Here is a 21,287-nt window from a genome sequence, read left to right as displayed (position 1 = left end):
CATGTCGCCCGCGCCCACCAGAGGAGATTGCAATGATCAAGCTTGCCCCGAGATACCAGCTGCTGGTCGGCCTCGCGCTTGCCGCGCTGCTGGCCATGACCCGCGGACAGCACTTCGCCAGCGTGAACCTGCCCAGCGCGTCCTGGGCGGTGTTCTTCCTCGCCGGCGTGCTGGTGCGGCCGAAGTGGGTGTTTCCGGCACTGTTTCTCGAGGCTTCGCTGCTGGATTTCGCCGCCATCCAGTGGTCCGGTGTCAGCGACTGGTGCATGTCGCCGGCGTACTGGATGCTCGTGCCGGCATACGGTTCGCTGTGGCTGGGCGGTCGACTCTATGCACGTCTGCATCGTGACCATTTCAGCAGCCTGGCGACCCTGGCGCTGTGCGTGATGGCGAGCGCCTTCGTTTGCTACCTGTTCTCCGGCGGCGGCTTCCTCTATTTCTCCGGACGCTACCCGGAGCCGACCCTGGCGCTGCTGGCCGAGCGCATCGCCACCTATTACCCGCGCTACCTGTCGACCCTGGCGCTGTATGTCGGCGTCGCCGCGCTGCTGTTCGTCGGCGTGCGCGCCTGGGCCGGGCAGCGTGACGAGGCCCGCGCATGAGCGAGTCCAGCGAACGCGACGATCGCCACAAGGCACGCATGCAGCGCAAGAAGGCGCTGATCGACGAGAAGATTGCCGAGGCGCAGGACGAGTACGGCCTGCTGCTGGTGCACACCGGTAATGGCAAGGGCAAGAGCAGTTCGGCTTTCGGCATGGTGGCGCGTGCGCTCGGCCATGGCATCAAGGTCGGCGTGGTGCAATTCATCAAGGGCGCGGCCAGCACCGGCGAGGAGGCATTCTTCCGGCGCTTCCCGGACGAGGTGCGCTACCACGTGATGGGCGAGGGCTTCACCTGGGAAACCCAGGATCGCCAGCGGGACATCGCCAAGGCCCGCGAAGCCTGGGCGATCGCAGCCGAGCTGCTGGCCGATCCCGAGATCGGCCTGGTGGTGCTCGACGAACTGAACATCGCGCTGAAGTACGGCTACCTGGAGCTGGCGCCGGTGCTCGCCGACATCGAGTCGCGGCCGCTGCTGCAGCACGTGGTGGTCACCGGCCGCGGCGCGCCGGACGGGCTGATCGAGGCGGCGGATACCGTCACCGAAATGGGCCTGATCAAGCACGCATTCAAGGCGGGTGTTAAGGCGCAGAAAGGTGTGGAGTTCTGATGATCGTTTCGACCAGTGACGGTGGATGGGTGAAGCGTCATCCACCCTACGGCACCTGCCTGCGTGAAATGGTGAACGGGAGACCGCGATGACCAGTAGAAACTGCCCGGCGCTGTTGATCGCCGCACCTGCTTCCGGCCAGGGCAAGACCACAGTCACTGCCGCTCTGGCCCGGTTGCATGCGCGGCAGGGCAAGCGCGTGCGGGTGTTCAAATGCGGGCCGGACTTCCTCGATCCGATGATCCTCGCGCGTGCCAGCGGCAAGCCGGTCTATCAGCTCGATCTGTGGATGGTCGGCGAAGAGGAGTCGCGGCGCCTGCTCTGGGAGGCGGCGGGCGAGGCCGACCTGATCCTGATCGAAGGGGTAATGGGCCTGTTCGATGGTTCGCCCTCGGCGGCCGATCTGGCGCGGCGCTTCGGCGTGCCGGTGCTGGCGGTCATTGATGGCTCGGCCATGGCGCAGACCTTCGGCGCCATGGCGCACGGGCTGAGCAGCTTCCAGCCGGACCTGCCGTTCGACGGCGTGCTGGCCAATCGGGTCGGCAGCGCCCGGCATGGCGAGATTCTGCGCGACAGCCTGCCGGAGTCGATCCGCTGGTACGGCGCCTTGCCGCGCAGTGTCGAGGTGGAACTGCCAAGCCGGCACCTGGGGCTGGTGCAGGCCGAGGAGCTGGCTGATCTGGACGCCCGTCTGGATGCCGCGGCAGATGCCCTGGCAGTCAGTGCGGACACCGAGTTGCCTGCCCCGGTCACTTTCGCCGCGCCGGCCAGTGCGCCGCTCGAACCGCTGCTGGCGGGTGTGCGCATCGGCGTTGCACGCGATGCGGCCTTTGCCTTTCTCTACCAGGCCAATCTCGACTTGCTGCAGGCGTTGGGCGCCGAGTTGCTGTTTTTCTCGCCGCTGCGCTTCGCCCGCTTGCCGGCCGTGGACAGCCTGTACCTGCCCGGCGGCTATCCCGAGCTGCATCTGCGCGCGTTATCGCGCAATGGGCCAATGGCTGAGGCGATCCGCGCGCATCATGAGGCGGGCAAGCCGATCCTTGCCGAGTGCGGCGGCATGCTCTACCTGCTCGACGGGCTGACCGATCGCGGCGACGAGCGCGCGCAGATGCTCGGCCTGCTGCCCGGCGAGGCGCGCATGCACAAGCGCCTGACCGCGCTGGCGCTGCAGGAAGTGGAGCTGCCGGAAGGGCGGCTGCGCGGGCACACCTTCCACCATTCCGCGCTGGAGTCGCCACTCGAGCCGCTGGCTAGCGGCGAGTGCCCGAACTACAAGCGCACTGCCGAAGCGGTCTACCGCCGGGGCCGGCTGACGGCGTCCTACATCCATCTGTACCTGCCGTCCGATCCGGCAGCCGCCGCGGCGCTGTTCCGGCCATGAGCGCGCATGCCTTCAGCCAGCAGGAGCGCGCGGCGGTCTATCGTGCCATCGGCGAGCGTCGCGACATGCGCCATTTCGCCGGCGGCGAGGTGGCACCGGAGCTGCTGTCGAGGCTGCTCAACGCTGCGCATCAGGCACCCAGCGTCGGCCTGATGCAGCCGTGGCGCTTTGTCCGTATCACCCGCCCCGAGTTGCGCACGGCCATCGCCGATCTGGTCGGTGAGGAGCGCCAGCGCACGGCTCAGGCGCTCGGCGAGCGTTCCGCCGAGTTCATGCGGCTCAAGGTCGAGGGCATCGAGGATTGTGCCGAACTGCTGGTCGCCGCGTTGATGGATGGCCGCGAGCAACATATCTTCGGCCGCCGCACGCTGCCGGAGATGGACCTCGCCTCGCTGGCCTGCGCGATCCAGAATCTCTGGCTCGCGGCGCGGGCGGAAGGTCTGGGCATGGGCTGGGTGTCACTGTTCGATCCCGACGCGCTGGCTGCCTTGCTCGGCATGCCGGACGGTGCCAAGCCGGTGGCGATCCTCTGCCTCGGGCCGGTGCAGGAGTTCTACTCGGCACCGATGCTGGCACTGGAAGGCTGGACCACGCCGCGACCGCTGCACGAACTGGTTTTCGAGAATGCCTGGGAGGCGAAATGAGCAAGGGGCCGCAGCGCATCGTCTGCCTGTCCACCGAGACCTGCGAAACGCTTTACCTGCTGGGCGAGCAGGCGCGCATCGTCGGCATCTCCGGCTTCACCGTGCGCCCGCCGCAGGCGCGCAAGGAAAAGCCCAAGGTCAGCGGCTTCACCAGCGTCAAGCATGAGCAGATTCTCGCCCTCGAGCCGGACCTGGTGCTCGGCTACAGCGACCTGCAGGGCGACATGCTCGCCGAGCTGGCGCGCGAAGGACTGGAGGTGCACCTGTTCAACCAGCGCGATATCGCCGGCATCCTGCGTATGATCGAGACGCTCGGTGCGCTGGTGCATGCCGGCGAGCGTGCGCGGGCGCTGATTGGTGAGCTGCAGGCGGGGCTGGACGTCGTCCGCGCCAGCGCCGCTGCCTTGCCGCGCCGGCCGCGGGTGTACTTCGAGGAATGGAACGAGCCGCTGATTTCCGGCATCGCCTGGGTCAGCGAGCTGATCGAACTGGCCGGTGGCGAGGACTGCTTCGCCGAGCTGGCGTCGTTCAAGCGCGCCAAGCAACGCATCATCGAGGACCCGCAGGAAGTGGTGCGCCGCGCGCCAGAGCTGATCGTCGGCTCCTGGTGCGGCCGCCGTTTTCGCCCGGAACAGGTGGCTGCACGGCCTGGCTGGCAGGCGATTCCGGCGGTGCGCACGGGCCAGCTGCACGAGATCAAGTCGCCGGACATCCTCAACCCCGGCCCGGCGGTGCTGACCGACGGCGTACGCCAGCTGCATGCGCTGATCAGTGCCTGCGCGCAGAGGGCCGAGTGAGTCTGTTCCTCACCGTTAGCGCGGCGCTGCTGCTGGACGCGTTGCTCGGCGAGCCGAAGCGGGCACATCCACTGGTAGCCTTCGGTCGCCTGGCCGATCGCCTGGAGCAACATTTCAACGGATCTGCGGCGCGCGGCTGGCGCAGCCACGGGGTGACCGCCTGGTGCCTGGCGGTGCTACCGCTGACCTTGCTGGCCTGGCTGCTCAGCCTGTTGCCCAGTGTCGGCTGGCTGGTGGAGATCGCGCTGCTCTATCTGGCCCTGGGCCTGCGCAGCCTCGGCGAGCATGCACTGCCGGTGGCGCAGGCGCTGTGGCGGCATGACCTTCCCGAGGCACGCCGCCGCGTCGGCTGGATCGTCAGCCGCGACACCACGCAACTGGACGAAGAGGGCGTGGCCCGCGCGGCCACCGAGTCGGTGCTGGAGAACGGCAGCGATGCGGTATTCGCCGCGCTGTTCTGGTTCATCGTCGCGGGCGCGCCAGGTGTGGTGCTGTACCGCCTGAGCAACACGCTGGATGCCATGTGGGGCTATCGCAACGCGCGCTTCGAGCGCTTCGGCTGGGCTGCGGCGCGCATCGACGACGTGCTCAACTATTTGCCGGCACGGCTGGTCGCGCTGACCTACGCATTGCTCGGGCGCACCCGCCGCGCACTGCGTTGCTGGCGCACCCAGGCGCCCTTGTGGGACAGCCCCAACGCCGGTCCGGTGATGGCGTCCGGCGCTGGAGCGTTGGGCGTGGTGTTGGGTGGCGCCGCCATCTATCACGGTGAGGTGCATGCGCGGCCCGAGCTGGGGCGCGGCCAGGCCCCACAGGCGCGGCATATCGAACATGCGTTGGACCTGGTCTGGGGTGCCGTCGGTGTCTGGCTGCTGGCGCTGCTGTTCGGTGGCTGGCTCTATGCTTGAGCACGGCGGACGTCTGCGCGCAGCCGCACAGCGCTACGGCATTCCGCTCTCGGATTGGCTCGACCTGTCCACCGGTATTGCCCCTTATCATCCGCCGTTGCCGAGCATTTCCAGCTGCGCCTGGACACGTCTGCCAGAGCCTGAAGATGGCCTGGAAGTAGCGGCCCGGCACTACTACGGTGCGCGCGCGGCGTTGCCGGTGGCCGGTTCGCAGAGTGCCATCCAGGCCTTGCCGCGCCTGCGCGGGCTGGCGCGGGTCGGCATCGTGTCGCCCTGTTACGCCGAGCACGCCGAGGCCTGGCGTCGTGCCGGCCACCGTGTCGTCGAACTTTGCGAGGCCAGCGTGCCGCGTGCGCTGGACCAGCTCGACGTGCTGGTGGTGGTTAACCCGAACAATCCCACCGGCCAGATGATCGCGCCGCAGCGTCTGCTGGAATGGCGCAGCGACCTGGCGACCTACGGCGGCTGGCTGGTGGTGGACGAGGCCTTCATGGACTGCACGCCCGAGCACAGCCTGGCCGCGCACAGCCACCTGCCGGGAATGATCGTGCTGCGTTCGTTCGGCAAGTTCTTCGGTCTGGCGGGCGCGCGACTGGGCTTCGTGTTGGCCCATGCCGGGCTGCTGCGTTCCCTCGCCAGGCTGCTCGGACCCTGGACGGTGAATGGCCCGACACGGCAGCTCGCTGCCGAGCTGCTGGCCGATCAGTCCGCGCAACAGCGCCAGCGCGAATGCCTGCACTGCGACGGCCAGCGTCTGGTCGATCTGCTGCGTCGCCACGATCTGGCGCCGTTGGGTGGCTGTGCACTGTTCCAGTGGTGGGTCAGCGCCGACGCCGCTCTCTTGCATGACTTTCTCGCCCGTCACGGCATCCTCACCCGTCTTTTCGCGCAGCCTTCCAGCGTGCGCTTCGGACTGCCGACCGCTGTTGGCTGGGCGCGGCTGGAGCAGGCGCTGCAATCCTTCAGGGAGCAACATCCATGACCACGCTGATGGTGCAGGGCACCACCTCGGACGCCGGCAAGAGCACGCTGGTGACCGCGCTGTGCCGCTGGCTGGTGCGCCAGGACGTTGCCGTCGTGCCGTTCAAGCCGCAGAACATGGCGCTCAACAGCGCGGTGACTGCAGATGGCGGCGAAATCGGCAGGGCTCAGGCTGTACAGGCGCAGGCGGCGAACCTCGCGCCGCACACCGACATGAACCCGGTGCTCTTGAAGCCCAACAGCGACATCGGTGCCCAGGTGATCATCCACGGCCGCGCGGTAACCAGCATGGACGCCGTTGCCTACCACGACTACAAGCGCGTGGCGCTGCAGGCGGTGCTCGACTCGCATCGCCGGTTGTCCGCGGCTTATCGCGTCGTGATGGTCGAGGGCGCCGGTTCGCCCGCGGAGATCAATCTGCGGGCCGGCGATATCGCCAACATGGGCTTTGCCGAGGCGGTGGACTGCCCGGTGATCCTGATCGCCGATATCGACAAGGGTGGGGTGTTCGCCCATCTGGTCGGCACCCTGGCGTTGCTGTCCGACAGCGAGCAGGCGCGGGTTCAGGGCTTCGTCATCAACCGTTTTCGTGGCGACATCGCGCTCTTGCAGCCGGGTCTCGACTGGCTGGAGCAACGCACCGGCAAGCCGGTACTGGGCGTGCTGCCGTACCTGATGGATTTCCATCTGGAAGCGGAGGATGCCATCGACGTGCGCCAGTCCGGCAAGGCCGGCGACGCGCTGAAGGTGGTAGTGCCGGTGCTGCCGCGCATCAGCAACCACACCGACTTCGACCCGCTGCGCCTGCACCCGCAGGTCGACCTGCAGTTCGTCGGTCCCGGGCAGCCGGTGCCGCCTGCCGATCTGATCATCCTGCCCGGCTCGAAAAGTGTACGCGCCGACCTCACCTGGCTGCGCGCCAACGGCTGGGAAGCAGCAATCCAGAAGCACCTGCGCTACGGCGGCAAATTGCTGGGCATCTGTGGCGGCCTGCAGATGCTCGGCACGCGCATTGTTGATCCGCTCGGGCTGGAAGGTCCGGCGGGGGAGAGCGAGGCGCTCGGGCTGCTGGATATCGACACGGTTCTTGAGGCGGACAAGCAGTTGCGCAACGTCACCGGCCGGTTGCTACCGGGCGGCGTGCCGGTCAGTGGCTACGAGATTCATGCCGGCGTCAGCAGCGGCCCGGCGCTCGAGCAGCCAGCGGTGCAGCTCGACGATGGCCGCTTCGATGGCGCCATCAGCGCCGACGGGCAGGTGCTCGGCACCTATCTGCACGGCCTGTTCGAAGGCCCCGAGGCCTGTGCTGCCCTGCTGCGCTGGGCAGGCCTCGGTGCGGTGGAAACTGTCGACTACCACGCGCTGCGTGAGCGCGACATCGAGCGCCTGGCCGACCTGGTCGAGACACAACTGGATACCGCGCGGTTACGCGCGCTCTGCGGGCTGGAAGACTGAGCATGCCGGAACTGATTCTTGGCGGCGCCCGCTCGGGCAAGAGCCGCTTTGCCGAGCGTCTGGCTGCCGAAAGCGGCCTGGCGGTTACCTATATCGCCACCAGCCAGCCGCTGGACGGCGAGATGACCGAGCGCATCGCCCATCACCGTGAGCGGCGCCCGGCGCACTGGACACTGGTCGAAGAACCCCTGCAACTGGCGCGGGTGCTGCGCGCGCAGGCTGCCGCAGAGCGCTGCCTGCTGGTCGACTGCCTGACCCTCTGGCTCACCAACCTGCTGATGCTGGACGACGCGGCGCGCCTCGCCGAGGAGCGTGATGCCCTGCTCGAATGCCTGGACGGGTTGCCGGGGCGGATCCTGCTGGTCAGCAACGAGACCGGCCTCGGCGTGGTGCCGCTGGGTGAGCTGACCCGGCGTTATGTGGACGAAGCCGGCTGGCTGCACCAGGCCGTGGCGGAACGGGCGCAGCGGGTGACCTTTATGGTCGCCGGGCTGCCCATGACATTGAAGGACGCACATTGAAGGAAGCGCATTGATGCACGATTGGTGGAACGAGCCATGCCACATGCTGGATGAATCCGTGCGCGCCCAGGCATTGGCGCGCCAGGACCAGTTGACCAAACCACGTGGTGCGCTCGGCCAGCTCGAAGCCCTGGCGGTGTCGCTGGCAGCCATGCAGGGCAGCGAGCGGCCGCAGGTCGAGCGCCTGCATGTCAGCGTGTTCGCCGGCGATCACGGCGTGGTGGAAGAGGGTATTTCGGCTTATCCGCAATCGGTGACCGGGCAGATGCTGCGCAATTTCGTCGGCGGCGGGGCTGCACTGAGCGTGTTGTCGAAGCGCCTGGGCGCGCCGCTGGAGGTGATCGACCTGGGCACGGTGGAACCGCTACAACTGGATGGCGTGAGCCATTTGCGACTCGGCCCCGGCACGGCCAACCTGGCTCGCGAAGAGGCGATGAGTGACGAGCAAATGCGTCTGGCCCTGGCAGCCGGACGCGACAGCGCGCAGCGTGCCGCGCAAGGCTCTGCCCAGCTGTTCATCGGTGGCGAAATGGGCATCGGCAACACCACCAGCGCCAGTGCCTTGGCCGCTGTGCTGCTGCCGCGCTCGCCGTTGACCCTAGTCGGGCCGGGCACCGGGCTCGATCTGGCCGGTGTTCGACACAAGGTTCAGGTGATCCAGGACGCGGTTCGGCTGCACGCCGAGCATTGTGGCGCGCCGCTTGAAGCCCTGCGCCGACTGGGTGGTTTCGAGATCGCGGCGCTGGCGGGTGCCTATCTGCGCTGCGCGCAGCTGGGCATTGCGGTACTGGTCGACGGCTTTATCTGCAGCGCTGCCGCGCTCTGTGCGGTGCGGCTGAATCCGGCCTGTCGACCTTGGTTGATCTTCGCCCATCGTTCTGCCGAGCCCGGCCATCTGGCGGTGCTAGAAGCACTTGGCGCCGTGCCGTTGCTCGATCTCGGCTTGCGCCTGGGTGAAGGCAGCGGGGCGGCGCTGGCGGTGCCGTTGTTGCAGCAGGCCTGCGCGCTGCACAACGAAATGGCGACGTTCGCCGAAGCCGAAATTTCGGACCGAACTGCATGATCACGAGCATCGATCTGCTGCGCCATGGCGAGACCGAGCGGGGCGGTGGCTTTCGCGGCAGCCTCGACGATGCGCTGACTGAGTGTGGCTGGCAGCAGATGCGCGATGCGGTTGCTGGCGCCGGTCCCTGGGACGTGCTGGTCAGCTCGCCGCTGCAACGCTGTGCCGCCTTCGCGCGGGAGCTGGCCGCACAGCACGGCCTGCCGCTGCAGCTGGAGCCGGACTTGCGCGAGCTGCATTTTGGCGACTGGGAAGGCCGTAGCGCCGCCGATCTGATGCAGCACAGCGCCGAGGCGCTCGGCCTGTTCTGGGCCGATCCCTATGGTTTTACGCCGCCTGGTGGTGAGCCGCTGGCGCAGTTCGAGGCGCGCGTGCTGGCTGCCATCGACTGCCTTGGGCAGCGCTTTGCCGGCCAGCGGCTGTTGGTCATCTGTCATGCCGGCGTGATGCGCCTGCTGCTGGCGCGTGCGCGCGGCTTGCCAAGGGAGCGGTTGCTGGATGTGGTTGTGGCCCACGGTGAGTTGCTGCCGCTTAACGCTTCTCCGGCGGGCGAACCGGCCGCCGTCGAGGTATAGGACCTGCCGATGCTGCCGCTATCGCCCTGCAATTTCTCACCAGCCTGCCGATCCGCTTGCCAGCCATGCCGGAGCCCGAACAGCAGGGGCGTTCGTTGCTGTATTACCCGGTGGTCGGTCTGTTACTCGGCGCGTTGCTCTGTCTCGCCGCATCTGTACTTGATGGCGCGCCAGCGATGTTGCAGGCGGCCTTGCTGCTTGCGCTGTGGGTCGCGCTGACTGGCGCCCTGCATCTCGATGGCCTGGCCGACAGCGCCGACGCCTGGCTGGGTGGCTTTGGCGACCGCGAGCGCACGCTGCAGATCATGAAGGACCCGCGCAGCGGCCCGGTGGCCGTGGTGGTCCTGGTGCTGCTGCTATTACTTAAGTTCAGCGCGCTGTTGGCATTGCTGCAGGCGCAACAGTACTCCGCGCTTTTGCTGGCGGCGGTGCTCGGTCGGGCTGCGCTGCCAGCGCTGTTTCTCTTGACGCCGTATGTGCGGCCCAACGGACTTGGTCATGCGCTGGCAGCGAATCTGCCGCATGGCGAGGCGAGGGGCGTACTGGCGCTGGTCGCGGTCGGTTGTTTGCTGTTCGGCAGCAGCGGGCTGATCGCTCTGTCGTTGGCTGCGGTGACGTTTATGCTGGCGCGTCGCGCCATGCTGCGCCGGCTTGGCGGCACCACCGGCGATACCGCTGGTGCGCTGCTGGAGCTGGTGGAGTGCACGGTATTGGTAGGGCTGGCGCTGCAGCTCTAGCGGTCTGCCACCGGTCGACGGTCGAGCACGGGCGCATGTTGCGCCATCAGTTCGATGACCCAATCGATGAACACGCGCAGTTTGGCACTGACATGCCGATTCGGTGGGAACGCCAGGTACAGCGGCATTTCATCGAGCCGCCAGTCTTGCAGCAGTGGCAACAGCTCGCCGTTGGCCAGGTGCGTTCTGACCATGTACTCCGGCAGCCAGATGATGCCCAGCCCGGCCAGCCCCGCGGCCAGACAGGCATTGCCGTCGTCCACGGCAAGCGCATAGCGGCCGTGTACCTGAACCTGCTCATCCTGCCGCTGCATGACGTACGGTGTGGGTTTGCCGGTGCGCGCCCAGAGAAAGCCGACGACGCGGTGGTGGCTGTTTTCCAGCTCGCTCGGGTGTGTCGGCACGCCGGCGCGTTCGAGGTAGCCAGGGGCCGCGTAGACGCCAAGGCGTAGGTCGCCAACGTGGCGGGCGATAAGTGACTGGTCGGTGATCTCGCCACCGCGTACCACGCAGTCCACATTCTCCCCGATCAGATCCACCCGCCGATCACTGACGCCCATGTCCAGCTGGATGTCCGGATACTTCGCATAGAAGGCCGGCAATGCCGGAATCAGGATCATCCGCGCCAGTGGGCTGGGGACGTCGACGCGCAAGCGTCCTCGGGGCACTGCTGCGGCGGCGGACAGGCTGGTTTCGGCGTCGTCCAGATCGGCCAGCAGGCGCAGGGCGCGCTCGTAATAGGCGGCACCGTCGGCGGTGACGTTGACCTTGCGCGTGGTGCGGTTGAGCAGCCTGACGCGAAGCCGCGCCTCGAGTTGCTGGACCTGCTGGGTGACGCTGGTCTTGCTGATGCGAAGGGTCTCGGCGGCCTTGGTGAAGCTGCCGGTTTCCACCACGCGAACGAAGGCCTGCATCGCATCGAAACGGTCCATCTGAACTCCCGCGGATTGTTTGGATTACGCAAATAGTGTTGAGCGACCTGGCGCGTTTATCCAGTGCTTTGCGACTTCTACAGTGAGGCCTTCATTCAACGGGTCGCTCCGACCCTTATTGGAGGTTGCACATGACACCGCGTGACGTTGTTTTTCCGCCTGGCCGCCAGGCGCTCTACGAGCGTAATCGCTATTCCCCGGCCATCCGTGCCAATGGCTTGCTGTTCGTCTCCGGCCAGGTCGGCAGCCGCGAGGACGGCTCACCCGAACCGGAGCTGGAGGCGCAGGTTCGGCGCGCCTTCGATAACCTGAACGCGATCCTGCAGGCGGCGGGTTGTACGTTCGACGATGTCATCGACGTCACCGTGTTCATGGTCGATCCGCAAGCGATCTTCGAGCGGGTCTCGAGCGTCGTGCCCGAATACTGGGGCGCTGCGCCGCATCCGACGCTGACCGCGGTCGGGGTTACCTGGCTTTATGGCTTCCAGTTCGAGATCAAGGTCATTGCCAAGCTGCCGGAACCGACCGAGGCTTGACTCGCCTCAGCCCAGCAGCGCCACCGTCTTGATCTGCGCCCAAAGCGCCTGACCGGGCGTAATGGCCAGCTGATCGGCCGAGCGCCGGGTGATGCGTGCCAGCAGCGGCGTGCCACCGGCATCGAGGCGGACCAGCACATGCGCCGGCGTATCGGCCGCGACCATGGCCTCGACCCGCGCCGGCAGGAGATTGGTGATGCTGCTGCCTTCGGCGCGCTGCAGCGCCAGGCTCACGTCCCGCGCGTGCACACGAAAGCGCAGGCGTTGGCCCAGGGCTTCCGGTCGTTGCGAGACCAGCACTTCACCGCCGGGAAAGCTCAGTTGGGTCAGGTGATACCTGGTGTCGTGCCCGGCAATCTCGCCTTCGATCACCACACCGGCGTCATCACTGAAGGCGGTTGGCAGGTCCAGCCGTGCCAGCGTCTCGCGCAACTCGCCCTGAGCGATGGCCCGACCCTGTTCCAGCAGCACCACGTGGTCGGCCAGCCGCGCAACTTCGTCCGGCGAGTGGCTGACGTAGAGCACGGGGATATCCAGCTCGTCATGCAGGCGTTCCAGATAAGGCAGGATCTCACTCTTGCGCTTGAGGTCGAGCGCGGCCAGCGGTTCGTCCATCAGCAGCAGGCGCGGGCTGGTCAGCAGTGCGCGGGCGATGCCGACGCGCTGGCGCTCGCCGCCGGACAGCCGGTCGGGCATGCGTTCGAGCAGATGGTCGATACCCAGCAGCGCTACCGCCTGATCCAGCGCCACACGGCGCTCCGCCGCCGCCACGCGACGCATGCCGAACTCCAGATTGCGCCGCACCGACAGGTGGGCGAACAGGTTGGCCTCCTGAAACACATAACCGATTGAGCGGCGATGCGGTGGTACGAACAGGTTCTGCGCGCTGTTCTGCCAGTGTTCGCCATTGACGGTCAGCTGGCCCTGACCTGAGCGCTCCAGGCCCGCCACGCAGCGCAACAGGGTGGTCTTGCCCGAGCCGGAATGGCCGAACAGCGCGGTCACTCCACGGCCGGGCAATTGCAGATCGACATCCAGGCTGAAGTCGGCATAGTCGAGGCGAAAACGTGCCTGGATTCCGCTGTTGGTTGCAGCGTCGCTCATCCGCGCCACCCTTGCTTTAACCGGCTGCCATAAAGCACCAACAGCACCAGAAATGAGAACAGCAGCATGCCGCCAGCCAGCCAGTGCGCCTGGGCATATTCCATGGCTTCGACATGGTCGTAGATCTGGACCGAAACCACCCGGGTTTGCCCTGGAATGTTCCCCCCGATCATCAGCACCACGCCGAACTCGCCGACGGTATGCGCGAAACCGAGGATGCTTGCGGTAATGAAGCCGGGACGGGCGAGCGGCAGAACCACACTGAAGAAGGTGTCCCAGGGGCCGGCGCGTAGCGTGGCGGCGGCTTCCAGCGGGCGCTCGCCAATGGCTTCGAAGGCGTTCTGCAAGGGCTGCACCACGAACGGCAGCGAGTAGAACACCGAGCCGACCAGCAATCCGGCAAAGGTGAACGGCAGGGTGCCGAGCCCAATACTCTGGGTGAACTGGCCGATGAAACCGTTGGGGCCCATGGCCACCAGCAGGTAGAAGCCGAGCACCGTCGGCGGCAGCACCAGCGGCAGCGCGACCACGGCCCCAATCGGGCCCTTCATGCGCGAGGTGGTGCGCGCCAGCCACCAGGCGATGGGTGTGCCGATCAGCAGCAGGACCAGCGTGGTCACGCTGGCCAGTTTGAAGGTCAGCCAGATTGCTGCCAGGGCCACGCTGTCCAGCGGCATGCTGCTACTCCAGCCCGTAGCCATAGGACTGGATCAGCGCGCGGATCTGCGGCTGCGCCAGGTAATCCAGCAGCGCTTTGGCTGCAGGGTTGTCTTGCCCTTTGGTCAGCAGCACGGCTTCCTGGCGGATGGCCGGGTGGATGTCGGTGGGCACAACCCAGCCCGAGCCGGTAGCGATCCGGCCATCCTTCGCCACTTGGGACAGCGCGATGAAGCCCAGCTGCGCATTGCCGCTGGCGACGAACTGGTGGGTCTGCGCGATATTTTCGCCCTGCACCAGGCGGCCGCTCAGGGTGTCGTTGAGCCCGAGATGTTCCAGTGTGGCCAGGGCGGCAGCACCATAGGGCGCAGTTTTCGGGTTGGCCATGGCGAGGTGGCGGAAATCGCCCTTGCGCAGCAGGTCAGGGCCGTCCTGCACCAAGCCCGCAGTCGGCGACCACAACACCAGGCGGCCAACGGCATAGGTGAAGCGGCTACCGGGTATAGCCGCGCCTTCCTGCTCGAGCCGCCCTGGCGTGGTGTCATCCGCTGACAGCAGGACCTCGAACGGTGCGCCATTGCGAATCTGCGCATAGAACTTGCCGGTAGCGCCGAAGGCAAGTCTGGCCTGGTGGCCGGTGTCACGCTCGAAGCGGCCGGCGATTTCCCGCATCGGTGCCGTGAAGTTGGAAGCGACCGCCACCTGCACCTGTGCTGCGAGGGCATTGCCGAACGGCAGCAGGAGGAGAGTCAGTGCGTAGCGGAGTGCTCGAGATGGATGCATGCGGCCTCGTTCGGTGCAGAGCGGCTGGGGCGCATCATATTGCAGTTTGGCCGAGCTGTGATTGACCGGACGCGCTTCGGCCTGCGCGGGCATTGTCGCGGGCACGGCGGCGGAGTAGCGTTGTGAGCCCGCGACCGGAGAACTGGCCATGAATATCACTCGTCCCCTGGCGGCACTGTCGCTGGTCTTTGCCAGCGCCTCGGTGATTGCCGCCGAATGCCCGGCACTGCTGCAGCACGAGTTGCCCAAGCTACGCTCCAAGGAAACCGTCGATCTGTGCAGCCAGTTCCAGGGCAAGGCCTTGGTGGTGGTCAACACCGCGAGCCATTGCGGCTTTACCGGGCAGTTCAAGGGACTCGAAGCGCTCTATCAACGCTACAAGGACGACGGCCTGGAGGTGCTCGGCGTGCCCTCGGATGACTTCTTCCAGGAGGCCGATGACGAGGCCGAGACGGCCGAGGTCTGCTACGTGAATTACGGTGTGACCTTCACCATGACCCAGACGCAGCCGGTACGGGGTGGAGATGCGACACCGTTGTTTCGCCAGCTGGCCGAGCAGGCCGGAACAGCGCCGCGCTGGAACTTTTACAAGTACGTGGTCGATAGGGAAGGGCGCGTTGTCGGGCATTTCTCCAGCAAGGTCGCGCCGGATGACCCGCGCCTGATCGCAGCGGTGGAGAAGGCGTTGGAACGGTAGAAACAAAAAAGCCCCGGCGGACCGGGGCTTTTTCGTTCTTTCGCTACATCAGAAGCGGTAGCTCAGAGCAGCGCCAAAGCCGTGGGCGCGGTTCTTGAACGTCGCGTCATAGTTGGCCTCGAGCGCACCGCCCTGGTAGGTGCGGCTGCGATTGATGTCCACTTCTTCCTCTCGCAGATAGGAATAAGCGAGGTCGACGGTGACGTCGTCAGTCGGATTCCAGGCCAGGCCGAAGCTGATAGCCGTGCGGTCGCCGGTCGGGATGCGCGGAGAGCGATGTACGTTGTTGGTCGGGCTCTGGTCGAAAGCCAGGCCAGTACGCAGGGTCCACTCACGATTCAGCTTGTAGGCGGCGCCGATGGCATAGGACCAGGTGTCATGCCAGTCCTGCTCTTCGACGATGGGCGCGAGGTTGCCTTGCAGCGGGCCTGGAATTCCATCGTTTTCGATGATGATCGCTTCGAAGCGGCTCCAGCGGGTCCACATCGCACCACCGTACAGGGTCCACTGATCGTTGAGCTCGTGGGTCAGCGAGATATCTACCGATTCTGGTGTGTCCAGATCAAGGGATGCGTCGTATTTGCCGGCCGCTCCGGTCAGATCGAAGCTGCCGCCGGAGAGCTTGGTGTCACCCTCCAGCTTGTAGGCGACCTTGGAATGGTAGGTGACACCAGCACGGGTTTGCGGGGTGAACTCGTAAAGGACACCGGCGTTGAAGCCCAGCGCCGTGTCGTTACCGGTAACTTTCACACGCCCGTCGTTGGAGCCCAGTGGGCCGGCAGGGTTTGGCGAAGTGCTTTGCAGTTCACCTTCGATACGGTTGATAGTCGGCCCGAAACCTACCGACAGCTTGTCGTTGAAACGGTAGCTGATGGTTGGTTGCACAGTGATCACGCTGACTTCGCTGTAGTCGCCGAAATAGCGTCCCTGGTAGCCGCTTTCATAATCGGAGACCAGGCCGAACGGGACATACACGCCCACACCAACAGCCCACTTATCGTCGATCGGCTTGACGTAATAGCCCATCGGGACGGCCGTGAACGGGACCATGTCGCCGTCGTTGCTACCGTCGTAGGGCAGATTGGCGCCGCCCAAGGCAGGGCCGGAGAACGATCCCGAATTGTTCTTGATATCCGTCTTCGCATGAATCGCCGCCATGCCGAAGCTGACTTCCTCACGCTTCAGGCGGGACATGCCGGCAGGGTTGCCGAACAGGGTGGTGGCGTCGTCGGCGGAAGAGGAGCGACCTGCAAACGAGGTGCCCATGCCGCTGATGCTTTGTTCGTTGAGGGCAAAACCGGCGGCCATGGCCTGGGTGGACAAGGCGCCTACGGCTACCGCGAGCGCGGTCTTCAACCATGTTGTTTTCATTGTTCTACTACTCCGGGATGAAAGCGGGTCGGAACCTAGCAACTTTCTCCGACAGGTAGCAAGACAATGAATTGCAATTTTTCGTAAAGATGACGACTAACGGTCGTGAAAACAAATGTAACTTCGGTGAAAACCCCGTGGACGTATTCTGACTGGCGAGCCACGCTGCGCGCTGGGCGCAGCGGCTTGTCTCGGCATCATGCCCGCGGCCGGCTTGGGTCGGTGATCCACTCGCTCCATGATCCCGGATACAGCTTGGCCAGTGGGTAACCCGCGAGACAGAGCGCGAACAGGTTGTGACAGGCGGTGACACCAGAGCCGCAATAGGCCACTGCAACTTGCGGTGACTTGCCGTCTAGCAGCTGATCGAATCGGCCGCGTAGCTGCTCGGCATCGAGAAAGCGACCATCACTGCCCAGGTTCTCGCTGAAGGGCACGCAAACGGCACCAGGAATATGCCCGCCGATCGGGTCTATGGGCTCGACCTCGCCGAGGAAACGCGGCAGGGCACGTGCGTCGAGCAGTGCCAGCTCGGGGCTATGCAGGCGTTCTTGCAGTCGCGCTGCATCGACGACCATGCTGTCGTCTGCGTTGCCGTCGAAATGGCCCGGCTGCACCGCGGGCGTGGTGCTTTCCATGGGCAACCCCGCTTCTCGCCAAGCGTTTACGCCCCCGTCCAGCAGGTAGACGCCCTCACGCTTGCCCAGCCACAGCAACAGCCACCACGCCCGAGCGGCAAATGCGCCGGGGCCGTCGTCATAGAGCACCACCTCGCTGCCGTCACCGAGGCCCCATTGGCGCAGGCGAGTCAGCAACTGCTCAGGCTCCGGCAGTGGGTGGCGCCCGGTGGTGCCGGGGATCACCGGGCCGGACAGGTCTTTTTCCAGATCGGCGAACTGCGCGCCCGGAATATGCTCCTCCCTGTAACTACGCCCGCCATAGGCCGGATCTTCCAGGGCGAAACGGCAATCCAGAATCAGCAGGTTGGGGGTGTGCAGGCGCTGGGCAAGCTCAGCGGCGGTAATGAGTTGGGCCAGTGGCATCGGTGCGGTTCCAGGCGGATTGATCGGTCAACACTACCAGCGCGCGTGGCGGTCATGAATGCCCCGGCCGCTCGGATGCTCGATATATACTGCGCGCCTCGTTCGGCCGTGCGCCGGTCGTCAGCCGAAAAGGAGGGCCGTGTGGCCATCGAAACTCAATGGGTTCTGGATGATGAACATCTGACTCACCTGTGCGCCGAATGGCGCCAGCTGCCCTATGTGGCAGTGGATACCGAATTCATGAGGGTCGATACCTTCTACCCCATCGCTGGGCTGATACAGGTCGGTGACGGGCGGCGTGCCTATCTGATCGACCCGCTGAGCGTACGTGACTGGTCCGCGTTTGCCGCGTTGCTGCAAGACCCGGCGGTGGTGAAAGTGCTGCACGCCTGCAGCGAAGACCTCGAAGTACTGCTGCGTCTGACCGGTAGCCTGCCGCAGCCGCTGTTCGACACCCAGCTGGCGGCCGGTTACCTGAATATCGGTTTCTCCATGGGCTACTCGCGGCTGGTCCAGGCGGTACTCGGCATCGAGTTGCCCAAGGGCGAAACGCGCTCGGACTGGTTGCAGCGGCCTCTGAGCCACATGCAGGTGCAATATGCCGCCGAGGATGCCCAGCATCTGGCCGAATTGTACGAAGCACTGCTGCCGAAGCTGTCCGAGGACAAGCGTGCCTGGGTACTGGAGGATGGTGCCGAGCTGGTGGCCAACCTGCAGCGCGAATCCGATCCCGATGAAGCCTACCGTGATGTGAAGCAGGCCTGGCGGCTCAAGCCGCAGCAGCTCGCCGTGCTCAAAGTGCTGACGGCCTGGCGCGAGCGTCAGGCCCGTGCGCGCAACCAACCGCGCAATCGCGTGCTGCGCGAAGCCAGTCTCTGGCCGCTGGCGCGCACCCAGCCGCGCGATCTGGTGACGCTGGCCCGGATCGAGGACATGCATCCGCGTACCGTGCGCCAGGATGGTGAATTGCTGCTGGAGATGATCCGTGAGGCCGCGGCGACGCCCGAACAGGATTGGCCGGCACCGCTGCCGGAGCCATTGCCGCTGGAGGTGTCGTCCGTACTGAAAAAGCTGCGTGCGGTCGGCCAGCGCGAAGCGCAGGTGTTGGATATCGCACCGGAGCTGATGTTGCGCAAGAAAACGCTCGAGGCGCTGCTCAAGAGCGGCTATCCCGATGGACCCTATGAACTGCCCGAATCGCTGCGCGGCTGGCGCCGTGAGCGGATGGGGCAAGCCCTGCTCGATGCTCTGGAAAAACGACCATGAAAGTCATCTGTTCCATCTACAAAAGCCCACGCAAGGACGGAATGTACCTTTACGTCGAAAAGCGCGATGCGCTCAAGCGTGTCCCCGAAGGCCTGATCGCGGCGTTCGGGCCGCCGCAGCTGGCCTTCGAAATGGTGCTGACGCCCGAGCGCCAGCTGGCACGCGAAGACATCACCAAGGTGCTCGCCAATCTCCAGGCACAGGGTTATCACCTGCAGATGCCGCCCGCCGAGGATGATTACATCGAGCATCTGCCCGAAGAGCTGCTGCGCATGAACGATCCGATGTAAATCCCTGCTCGATCCTGACGCTGGACAAGATGCGTCGGCCGGATCGGAACTACGCTCTTCTGACCGTACATGCATAAGGAGACGACGATGAAAACGCGTTCTTTGGTGATCGGTTCGGTAATGGCGGCTCTGGCGATGTCGGCCGGCGCGCAGATGCCCTCCAGCGATAACGAAGCCTGGCAGCAGCATTGGCAGAAGATGCAGGAGTACCGGCAGGCCTGGCAGTCTGCGAAGACCCCGCAGGAGCGACAGAAACTTCGCGAAGAGCATTGGCAGAGCATGCAGTCCGGTATGGGTGGCATGGCCGGGTGCCCGATGGGCGGGCCCGGCGGCGGAATGGGCAAGCAGGGTGGCAAGCCGATGCAGGGCGCCATGGGTGGCGGCATGATGGGCGCGCCGTCCAAGGAGATGCTCGACATGCGTATCCAGCACATGGAGCAGATGCTCGAGCAGATGCGTAGTCACCGGCAGATGCTCGACAAGCAGTAGCGCTCGATGTAGCCGCCGGCTCCTACCGGCGGCATCCGCCTGGCGGCTCTTGGCCGGATATCCGACAGTGGCTAGACTTGCCGGTTTTTACCGGTAGTGACAGTCATGGCGGCCAAGGTCGAACCCTTCTGGATGCGCAAAACCCTTGCCGAACTCGATGCGGCGGAATGGGAGTCGCTGTGCGACGGATGCGGCCTCTGCTGCCTGCAGAAGCTCGAGGACGAGGAAGACGGCGCCGTTTACTACACACGTATCGCCTGCAAGCTGCTCGACTTGAAGACCTGCCGCTGCAGCGATTATCCGAACCGGCGCGCCAGTGTGCCGGACTGCATACAGCTGAGCGCTTCCGATGCTGCTCAGTTCAAATGGCTACCGCCCACCTGCGCCTACCGCCTGGTGGCCGAGCGCAAGGACCTGCCGCTCTGGCATCACCTGGTCTGTGGCGACCCTGAAGCGGTGCACGTCGAGCGGATTTCCCAGTCGGGCCGGATGCTCGCCGAAGGCAGCGTTGCCGAGGAGCACTGGGAAGACCACCTGATTTTCCGTGCCGGTTGAATCTAAGCCTCGTTTGCATCGTCTCAAGATCAGCACACCCCGCGCGTTTCCGATGGAGTTCTCTTCGATGCTTGTTCGACTGCTGTCGCTGTTCGCTCTTGTTCTTTTCGTCAGCGCCGAGGCCCACGCGGCCAAGCGGGTCGACCTGGACTATCACGTGCGTTTTCTGCCCGACGAGGATCAGGCCGAGGTGCAACTGATCCTGGAGAAAGGCGAAGCGGTTCGTAGCCTGGAGTTCAATCTGGGCGATGACGGCTACTACAGCGATTTCGTAGCGGATGGCGAGTGGTTGCAGGCGTCGCCGGAGCGTGGTGCCTGGCGACCCGCCGAAGGCAAGGCGCGTCTCAGCTACCGCGTGCGTATCAGCCATCCGCGCGACAACGGACGCTACGACGCACGGATGACCGGTGATTGGGCGCTGTTCCGTGGCGATGATCTGGTGCCGCCGGCCCGGCTCGATCAGGTCGACGGTGTGAAACTGGTTTCGCGCATCACCTTCGAGCTGCCCGAGGGTTGGAAGAGCATCGAAACCGGCTGGCCGCGTGTCGGCAAGAATCGCTTCCGCGTGGATAACCGTGAGCGGCTTTTCGACCGGCCGACCGGTTGGATGCTCGCCGGCAAGCTCGGTACCCGTCGCGCCAAGCTCGGCGAAACGGACGTCACCATCGCGGCGCCGGTTGGCGAGGGCGTCCGGCGGATGGATATTCTGACGATGCTGACCTTCGTCTGGCCGCAGGTACAGAATGTCTTTCCCCGCGACCCGGCGAAGCTGCTCATCGTCGGTGCCGGCGACCCCATGTGGCGCGGCGGGTTGTCCGGTCCGAACTCCCTGTACATGCACGCCGATCGGCCGATTGTCAGCGAGAACGGTACAAGCTCGCTGGTGCATGAGCTTGTTCACGTCTTTAGCCGCATCAAGGACAGCGACCGCAGTGACTGGATCACTGAGGGGCTGGCCGAGTACTACGCCATCGAACTGGTGCGTCGCGCCGGTGGCATGAGCGAAGACCGCTACCAGGCGGTACGTGAGCATCTGACCAAGTGGAGCCGCAAGGTCGATAGCTTGCGCACCGAGCGCTCGACAGGGCCGATCACCGCCCGTGCCGTGCTGCTGTTGCAGGAGCTGGACAAGGAGATCCGTCAGCGCAGCAAGGGCCGCCATTCGCTCGACGACGTCAGTCGTGGCTTGATGCGCATGGATACGGTCAGCACCGACGCCTTCATCGAAATGACCGAGACGCTGCTGGGTGGTGGCTCGAAGGTGCTCGATACGCGCCTGTTGCGCTGACGGC

The 21,287-nt window shown here is 65.5% G+C and carries 25 protein-coding genes; 19 read left to right on the top strand and 6 right to left on the bottom strand.

Going from position 1 to position 21,287, the window contains the following annotated elements; all coding sequences use genetic code 11:
• Positions 1-32: 32 nt before the first annotated feature.
• From RT582_RS05100 to RT582_RS05045, 12 genes are all read left to right on the top strand, one after another.
• Positions 33-602, top strand: a complete 570-nt coding sequence (locus tag RT582_RS05100) for a hypothetical protein (RefSeq protein ID WP_313476814.1) — start codon at positions 33-35, stop codon at positions 600-602.
• Positions 599-1,210, top strand: a complete 612-nt coding sequence (gene cobO, locus RT582_RS05095; RefSeq protein ID WP_313476812.1) for a cob(I)yrinic acid a,c-diamide adenosyltransferase — start codon at positions 599-601, stop codon at positions 1,208-1,210. Before RT582_RS05100 ends, cobO begins: the two co-directional genes overlap by 4 nt.
• Positions 1,211-1,298: 88 nt before the next feature.
• Positions 1,299-2,591, top strand: coding sequence for a cobyrinate a,c-diamide synthase (locus RT582_RS05090; protein ID WP_313476810.1), 1,293 nt, complete (start codon positions 1,299-1,301; stop codon positions 2,589-2,591).
• Complete coding sequence (gene bluB, locus RT582_RS05085; protein ID WP_102840740.1) at positions 2,588-3,235, top strand: 5,6-dimethylbenzimidazole synthase; 648 nt, start codon at positions 2,588-2,590, stop codon at positions 3,233-3,235. The genes RT582_RS05090 and bluB overlap by 4 nt, the downstream gene beginning before the upstream one ends.
• Positions 3,232-4,032, top strand: coding sequence for a cobalamin-binding protein (locus RT582_RS05080; protein ID WP_313476808.1), 801 nt, complete (start codon positions 3,232-3,234; stop codon positions 4,030-4,032). Before bluB ends, RT582_RS05080 begins: the two co-directional genes overlap by 4 nt.
• Positions 4,029-4,940: an adenosylcobinamide-phosphate synthase CbiB gene (gene cbiB / locus RT582_RS05075; protein WP_313476806.1), complete on the top strand. Its 912-nt coding sequence runs from the start codon at positions 4,029-4,031 to the stop codon at positions 4,938-4,940. Before RT582_RS05080 ends, cbiB begins: the two co-directional genes overlap by 4 nt.
• Entirely contained in the window at positions 4,933-5,922 is a 990-nt protein-coding gene (cobD, locus tag RT582_RS05070; RefSeq protein WP_313476804.1) for a threonine-phosphate decarboxylase CobD, read from the top strand. The genes cbiB and cobD overlap by 8 nt, the downstream gene beginning before the upstream one ends.
• The gene (locus RT582_RS05065; protein WP_313476802.1) at positions 5,919-7,376 is read left to right on the top strand and encodes a cobyric acid synthase; all 1,458 of its coding nucleotides are present in this window, start codon (positions 5,919-5,921) and stop codon (positions 7,374-7,376) included. Before cobD ends, RT582_RS05065 begins: the two co-directional genes overlap by 4 nt.
• A gap of 2 nt (positions 7,377-7,378) precedes the next feature.
• Positions 7,379-7,897 carry a bifunctional adenosylcobinamide kinase/adenosylcobinamide-phosphate guanylyltransferase gene (cobU, locus tag RT582_RS05060; RefSeq protein WP_046619910.1) on the top strand — a complete coding sequence of 173 codons (519 nt, stop codon included), beginning with the start codon at positions 7,379-7,381 and terminating at the stop codon, positions 7,895-7,897.
• 13 nt (positions 7,898-7,910) lie between these two features.
• Positions 7,911-8,960, top strand: a complete 1,050-nt coding sequence (cobT, locus tag RT582_RS05055) for a nicotinate-nucleotide--dimethylbenzimidazole phosphoribosyltransferase (RefSeq protein WP_046619907.1) — start codon at positions 7,911-7,913, stop codon at positions 8,958-8,960.
• Positions 8,957-9,535 carry an alpha-ribazole phosphatase family protein gene (cobC, locus tag RT582_RS05050; RefSeq protein WP_046619904.1) on the top strand — a complete coding sequence of 193 codons (579 nt, stop codon included), beginning with the start codon at positions 8,957-8,959 and terminating at the stop codon, positions 9,533-9,535. The genes cobT and cobC overlap by 4 nt, the downstream gene beginning before the upstream one ends.
• Before the next feature lie 20 nt (positions 9,536-9,555).
• Entirely contained in the window at positions 9,556-10,272 is a 717-nt protein-coding gene (locus RT582_RS05045) for an adenosylcobinamide-GDP ribazoletransferase (RefSeq protein WP_313476884.1), read from the top strand.
• On the opposite strand, the gene RT582_RS05040 is transcribed toward RT582_RS05045, so the two are convergent.
• Positions 10,269-11,204, bottom strand: coding sequence for a LysR family transcriptional regulator (locus RT582_RS05040; RefSeq protein ID WP_046619901.1), 936 nt, complete (start codon positions 11,202-11,204; stop codon positions 10,269-10,271). The genes RT582_RS05045 and RT582_RS05040 overlap by 4 nt on opposite strands.
• 131 nt (positions 11,205-11,335) lie before the next feature.
• On the opposite strand from RT582_RS05040, the gene RT582_RS05035 reads away from it, so the two are divergent.
• Positions 11,336-11,740: a RidA family protein gene (locus RT582_RS05035; RefSeq protein ID WP_278362040.1), complete on the top strand. Its 405-nt coding sequence runs from the start codon at positions 11,336-11,338 to the stop codon at positions 11,738-11,740.
• Positions 11,741-11,746: 6 nt separating this feature from the next.
• On the opposite strand, the gene modC is transcribed toward RT582_RS05035, so the two are convergent.
• Genes modC through modA form a run of 3 tightly spaced genes read right to left on the bottom strand, consistent with a single transcriptional unit; the run spans position 11,747 to position 14,284 of the window.
• Entirely contained in the window at positions 11,747-12,844 is a 1,098-nt protein-coding gene (gene modC / locus RT582_RS05030; protein WP_278362041.1) for a molybdenum ABC transporter ATP-binding protein, read from the bottom strand.
• The gene (gene modB / locus RT582_RS05025) at positions 12,841-13,545 is read right to left on the bottom strand and encodes a molybdate ABC transporter permease subunit (protein WP_191122360.1); all 705 of its coding nucleotides are present in this window, start codon (positions 13,543-13,545) and stop codon (positions 12,841-12,843) included. The genes modC and modB overlap by 4 nt, the downstream gene beginning before the upstream one ends.
• Entirely contained in the window at positions 13,526-14,284 is a 759-nt protein-coding gene (modA, locus tag RT582_RS05020) for a molybdate ABC transporter substrate-binding protein (protein WP_046620012.1), read from the bottom strand. Before modA ends, modB begins: the two co-directional genes overlap by 20 nt.
• Before the next feature lie 148 nt (positions 14,285-14,432).
• Between modA and RT582_RS05015 the strand changes: the two genes are divergently transcribed.
• On the top strand, positions 14,433-14,981 hold the full coding sequence (locus RT582_RS05015; protein WP_023444363.1) for a glutathione peroxidase: 549 nt from the start codon (positions 14,433-14,435) through the stop codon (positions 14,979-14,981).
• A gap of 48 nt (positions 14,982-15,029) precedes the next feature.
• On the opposite strand, the gene RT582_RS05010 is transcribed toward RT582_RS05015, so the two are convergent.
• Positions 15,030-16,352 carry an OmpP1/FadL family transporter gene (locus tag RT582_RS05010; RefSeq protein WP_044314551.1) on the bottom strand — a complete coding sequence of 441 codons (1,323 nt, stop codon included), beginning with the start codon at positions 16,350-16,352 and terminating at the stop codon, positions 15,030-15,032.
• 197 nt (positions 16,353-16,549) lie between these two features.
• Positions 16,550-17,395: a sulfurtransferase gene (locus tag RT582_RS05005; protein WP_046619891.1), complete on the bottom strand. Its 846-nt coding sequence runs from the start codon at positions 17,393-17,395 to the stop codon at positions 16,550-16,552.
• Between the two features lie 141 nt (positions 17,396-17,536).
• Between RT582_RS05005 and rnd the strand changes: the two genes are divergently transcribed.
• From rnd to RT582_RS04980, 5 genes are all read left to right on the top strand, one after another.
• On the top strand, positions 17,537-18,661 hold the full coding sequence (gene rnd / locus RT582_RS05000) for a ribonuclease D (protein WP_313476793.1): 1,125 nt from the start codon (positions 17,537-17,539) through the stop codon (positions 18,659-18,661).
• A complete protein-coding gene (locus tag RT582_RS04995) occupies positions 18,658-18,951 on the top strand; it encodes a YcgL domain-containing protein (RefSeq protein ID WP_014819737.1) in 294 nt (97 codons plus the stop codon). Before rnd ends, RT582_RS04995 begins: the two co-directional genes overlap by 4 nt.
• A gap of 87 nt (positions 18,952-19,038) precedes the next feature.
• Entirely contained in the window at positions 19,039-19,440 is a 402-nt protein-coding gene (locus RT582_RS04990; RefSeq protein WP_313476792.1) for a hypothetical protein, read from the top strand.
• A gap of 105 nt (positions 19,441-19,545) precedes the next feature.
• Positions 19,546-19,995 (top strand): YcgN family cysteine cluster protein, encoded by a 450-nt coding sequence (locus RT582_RS04985; protein WP_313476789.1) that lies wholly within the window; start codon positions 19,546-19,548, stop codon positions 19,993-19,995.
• Between the two features lie 67 nt (positions 19,996-20,062).
• Positions 20,063-21,283, top strand: coding sequence for a hypothetical protein (locus RT582_RS04980; protein ID WP_101274269.1), 1,221 nt, complete (start codon positions 20,063-20,065; stop codon positions 21,281-21,283).
• Positions 21,284-21,287 lie beyond the last annotated feature (4 nt).

Source organism: Stutzerimonas kunmingensis, from assembly GCF_032106285.1.
In the GTDB taxonomy this organism is placed as follows: Bacteria; Pseudomonadota; Gammaproteobacteria; order Pseudomonadales; family Pseudomonadaceae; genus Stutzerimonas; species Stutzerimonas kunmingensis_B.
Note: the sequence above shows the minus strand (reverse complement) of the source record. Positions and strands in the feature narration are given on the sequence as shown.

Bases quoted from the DNA above. Each gene is read 5' to 3' on its own strand.
- RT582_RS05080 (WP_313476808.1), top strand. From the start codon at position 3,232: ATGAGCAAGGGGCCGCAGCGCATCGTCTGCCTGTCCACCGAGACCTGC.
- modC (WP_278362041.1), bottom strand. From the start codon at position 12,844: ATGAGCGACGCTGCAACCAACAGCGGAATCCAGGCACGTTTTCGCCTC.
- RT582_RS05035 (WP_278362040.1), top strand. From the start codon at position 11,336: ATGACACCGCGTGACGTTGTTTTTCCGCCTGGCCGCCAGGCGCTCTAC.
- RT582_RS05015 (WP_023444363.1), top strand. From the start codon at position 14,433: ATGAATATCACTCGTCCCCTGGCGGCACTGTCGCTGGTCTTTGCCAGC.
- cobU (WP_046619910.1), top strand. From the start codon at position 7,379: ATGCCGGAACTGATTCTTGGCGGCGCCCGCTCGGGCAAGAGCCGCTTT.
- RT582_RS05065 (WP_313476802.1), top strand. From the start codon at position 5,919: ATGACCACGCTGATGGTGCAGGGCACCACCTCGGACGCCGGCAAGAGC.
- modB (WP_191122360.1), bottom strand. From the start codon at position 13,545: ATGGCTACGGGCTGGAGTAGCAGCATGCCGCTGGACAGCGTGGCCCTG.
- RT582_RS05005 (WP_046619891.1), bottom strand. From the start codon at position 17,395: ATGCCACTGGCCCAACTCATTACCGCCGCTGAGCTTGCCCAGCGCCTG.
- RT582_RS04980 (WP_101274269.1), top strand. From the start codon at position 20,063: ATGCTTGTTCGACTGCTGTCGCTGTTCGCTCTTGTTCTTTTCGTCAGC.
- RT582_RS05010 (WP_044314551.1), bottom strand. From the start codon at position 16,352: ATGAAAACAACATGGTTGAAGACCGCGCTCGCGGTAGCCGTAGGCGCC.
- RT582_RS05100 (WP_313476814.1), top strand. From the start codon at position 33: ATGATCAAGCTTGCCCCGAGATACCAGCTGCTGGTCGGCCTCGCGCTT.
- RT582_RS04995 (WP_014819737.1), top strand. From the start codon at position 18,658: ATGAAAGTCATCTGTTCCATCTACAAAAGCCCACGCAAGGACGGAATG.
- bluB (WP_102840740.1), top strand. From the start codon at position 2,588: ATGAGCGCGCATGCCTTCAGCCAGCAGGAGCGCGCGGCGGTCTATCGT.
- cobC (WP_046619904.1), top strand. From the start codon at position 8,957: ATGATCACGAGCATCGATCTGCTGCGCCATGGCGAGACCGAGCGGGGC.
- RT582_RS04985 (WP_313476789.1), top strand. From the start codon at position 19,546: ATGGCGGCCAAGGTCGAACCCTTCTGGATGCGCAAAACCCTTGCCGAA.
- cobO (WP_313476812.1), top strand. From the start codon at position 599: ATGAGCGAGTCCAGCGAACGCGACGATCGCCACAAGGCACGCATGCAG.
- RT582_RS05090 (WP_313476810.1), top strand. From the start codon at position 1,299: ATGACCAGTAGAAACTGCCCGGCGCTGTTGATCGCCGCACCTGCTTCC.
- RT582_RS04990 (WP_313476792.1), top strand. From the start codon at position 19,039: ATGAAAACGCGTTCTTTGGTGATCGGTTCGGTAATGGCGGCTCTGGCG.
- cobD (WP_313476804.1), top strand. From the start codon at position 4,933: ATGCTTGAGCACGGCGGACGTCTGCGCGCAGCCGCACAGCGCTACGGC.
- RT582_RS05040 (WP_046619901.1), bottom strand. From the start codon at position 11,204: ATGGACCGTTTCGATGCGATGCAGGCCTTCGTTCGCGTGGTGGAAACC.
- modA (WP_046620012.1), bottom strand. From the start codon at position 14,284: ATGCATCCATCTCGAGCACTCCGCTACGCACTGACTCTCCTCCTGCTG.
- cobT (WP_046619907.1), top strand. From the start codon at position 7,911: ATGCACGATTGGTGGAACGAGCCATGCCACATGCTGGATGAATCCGTG.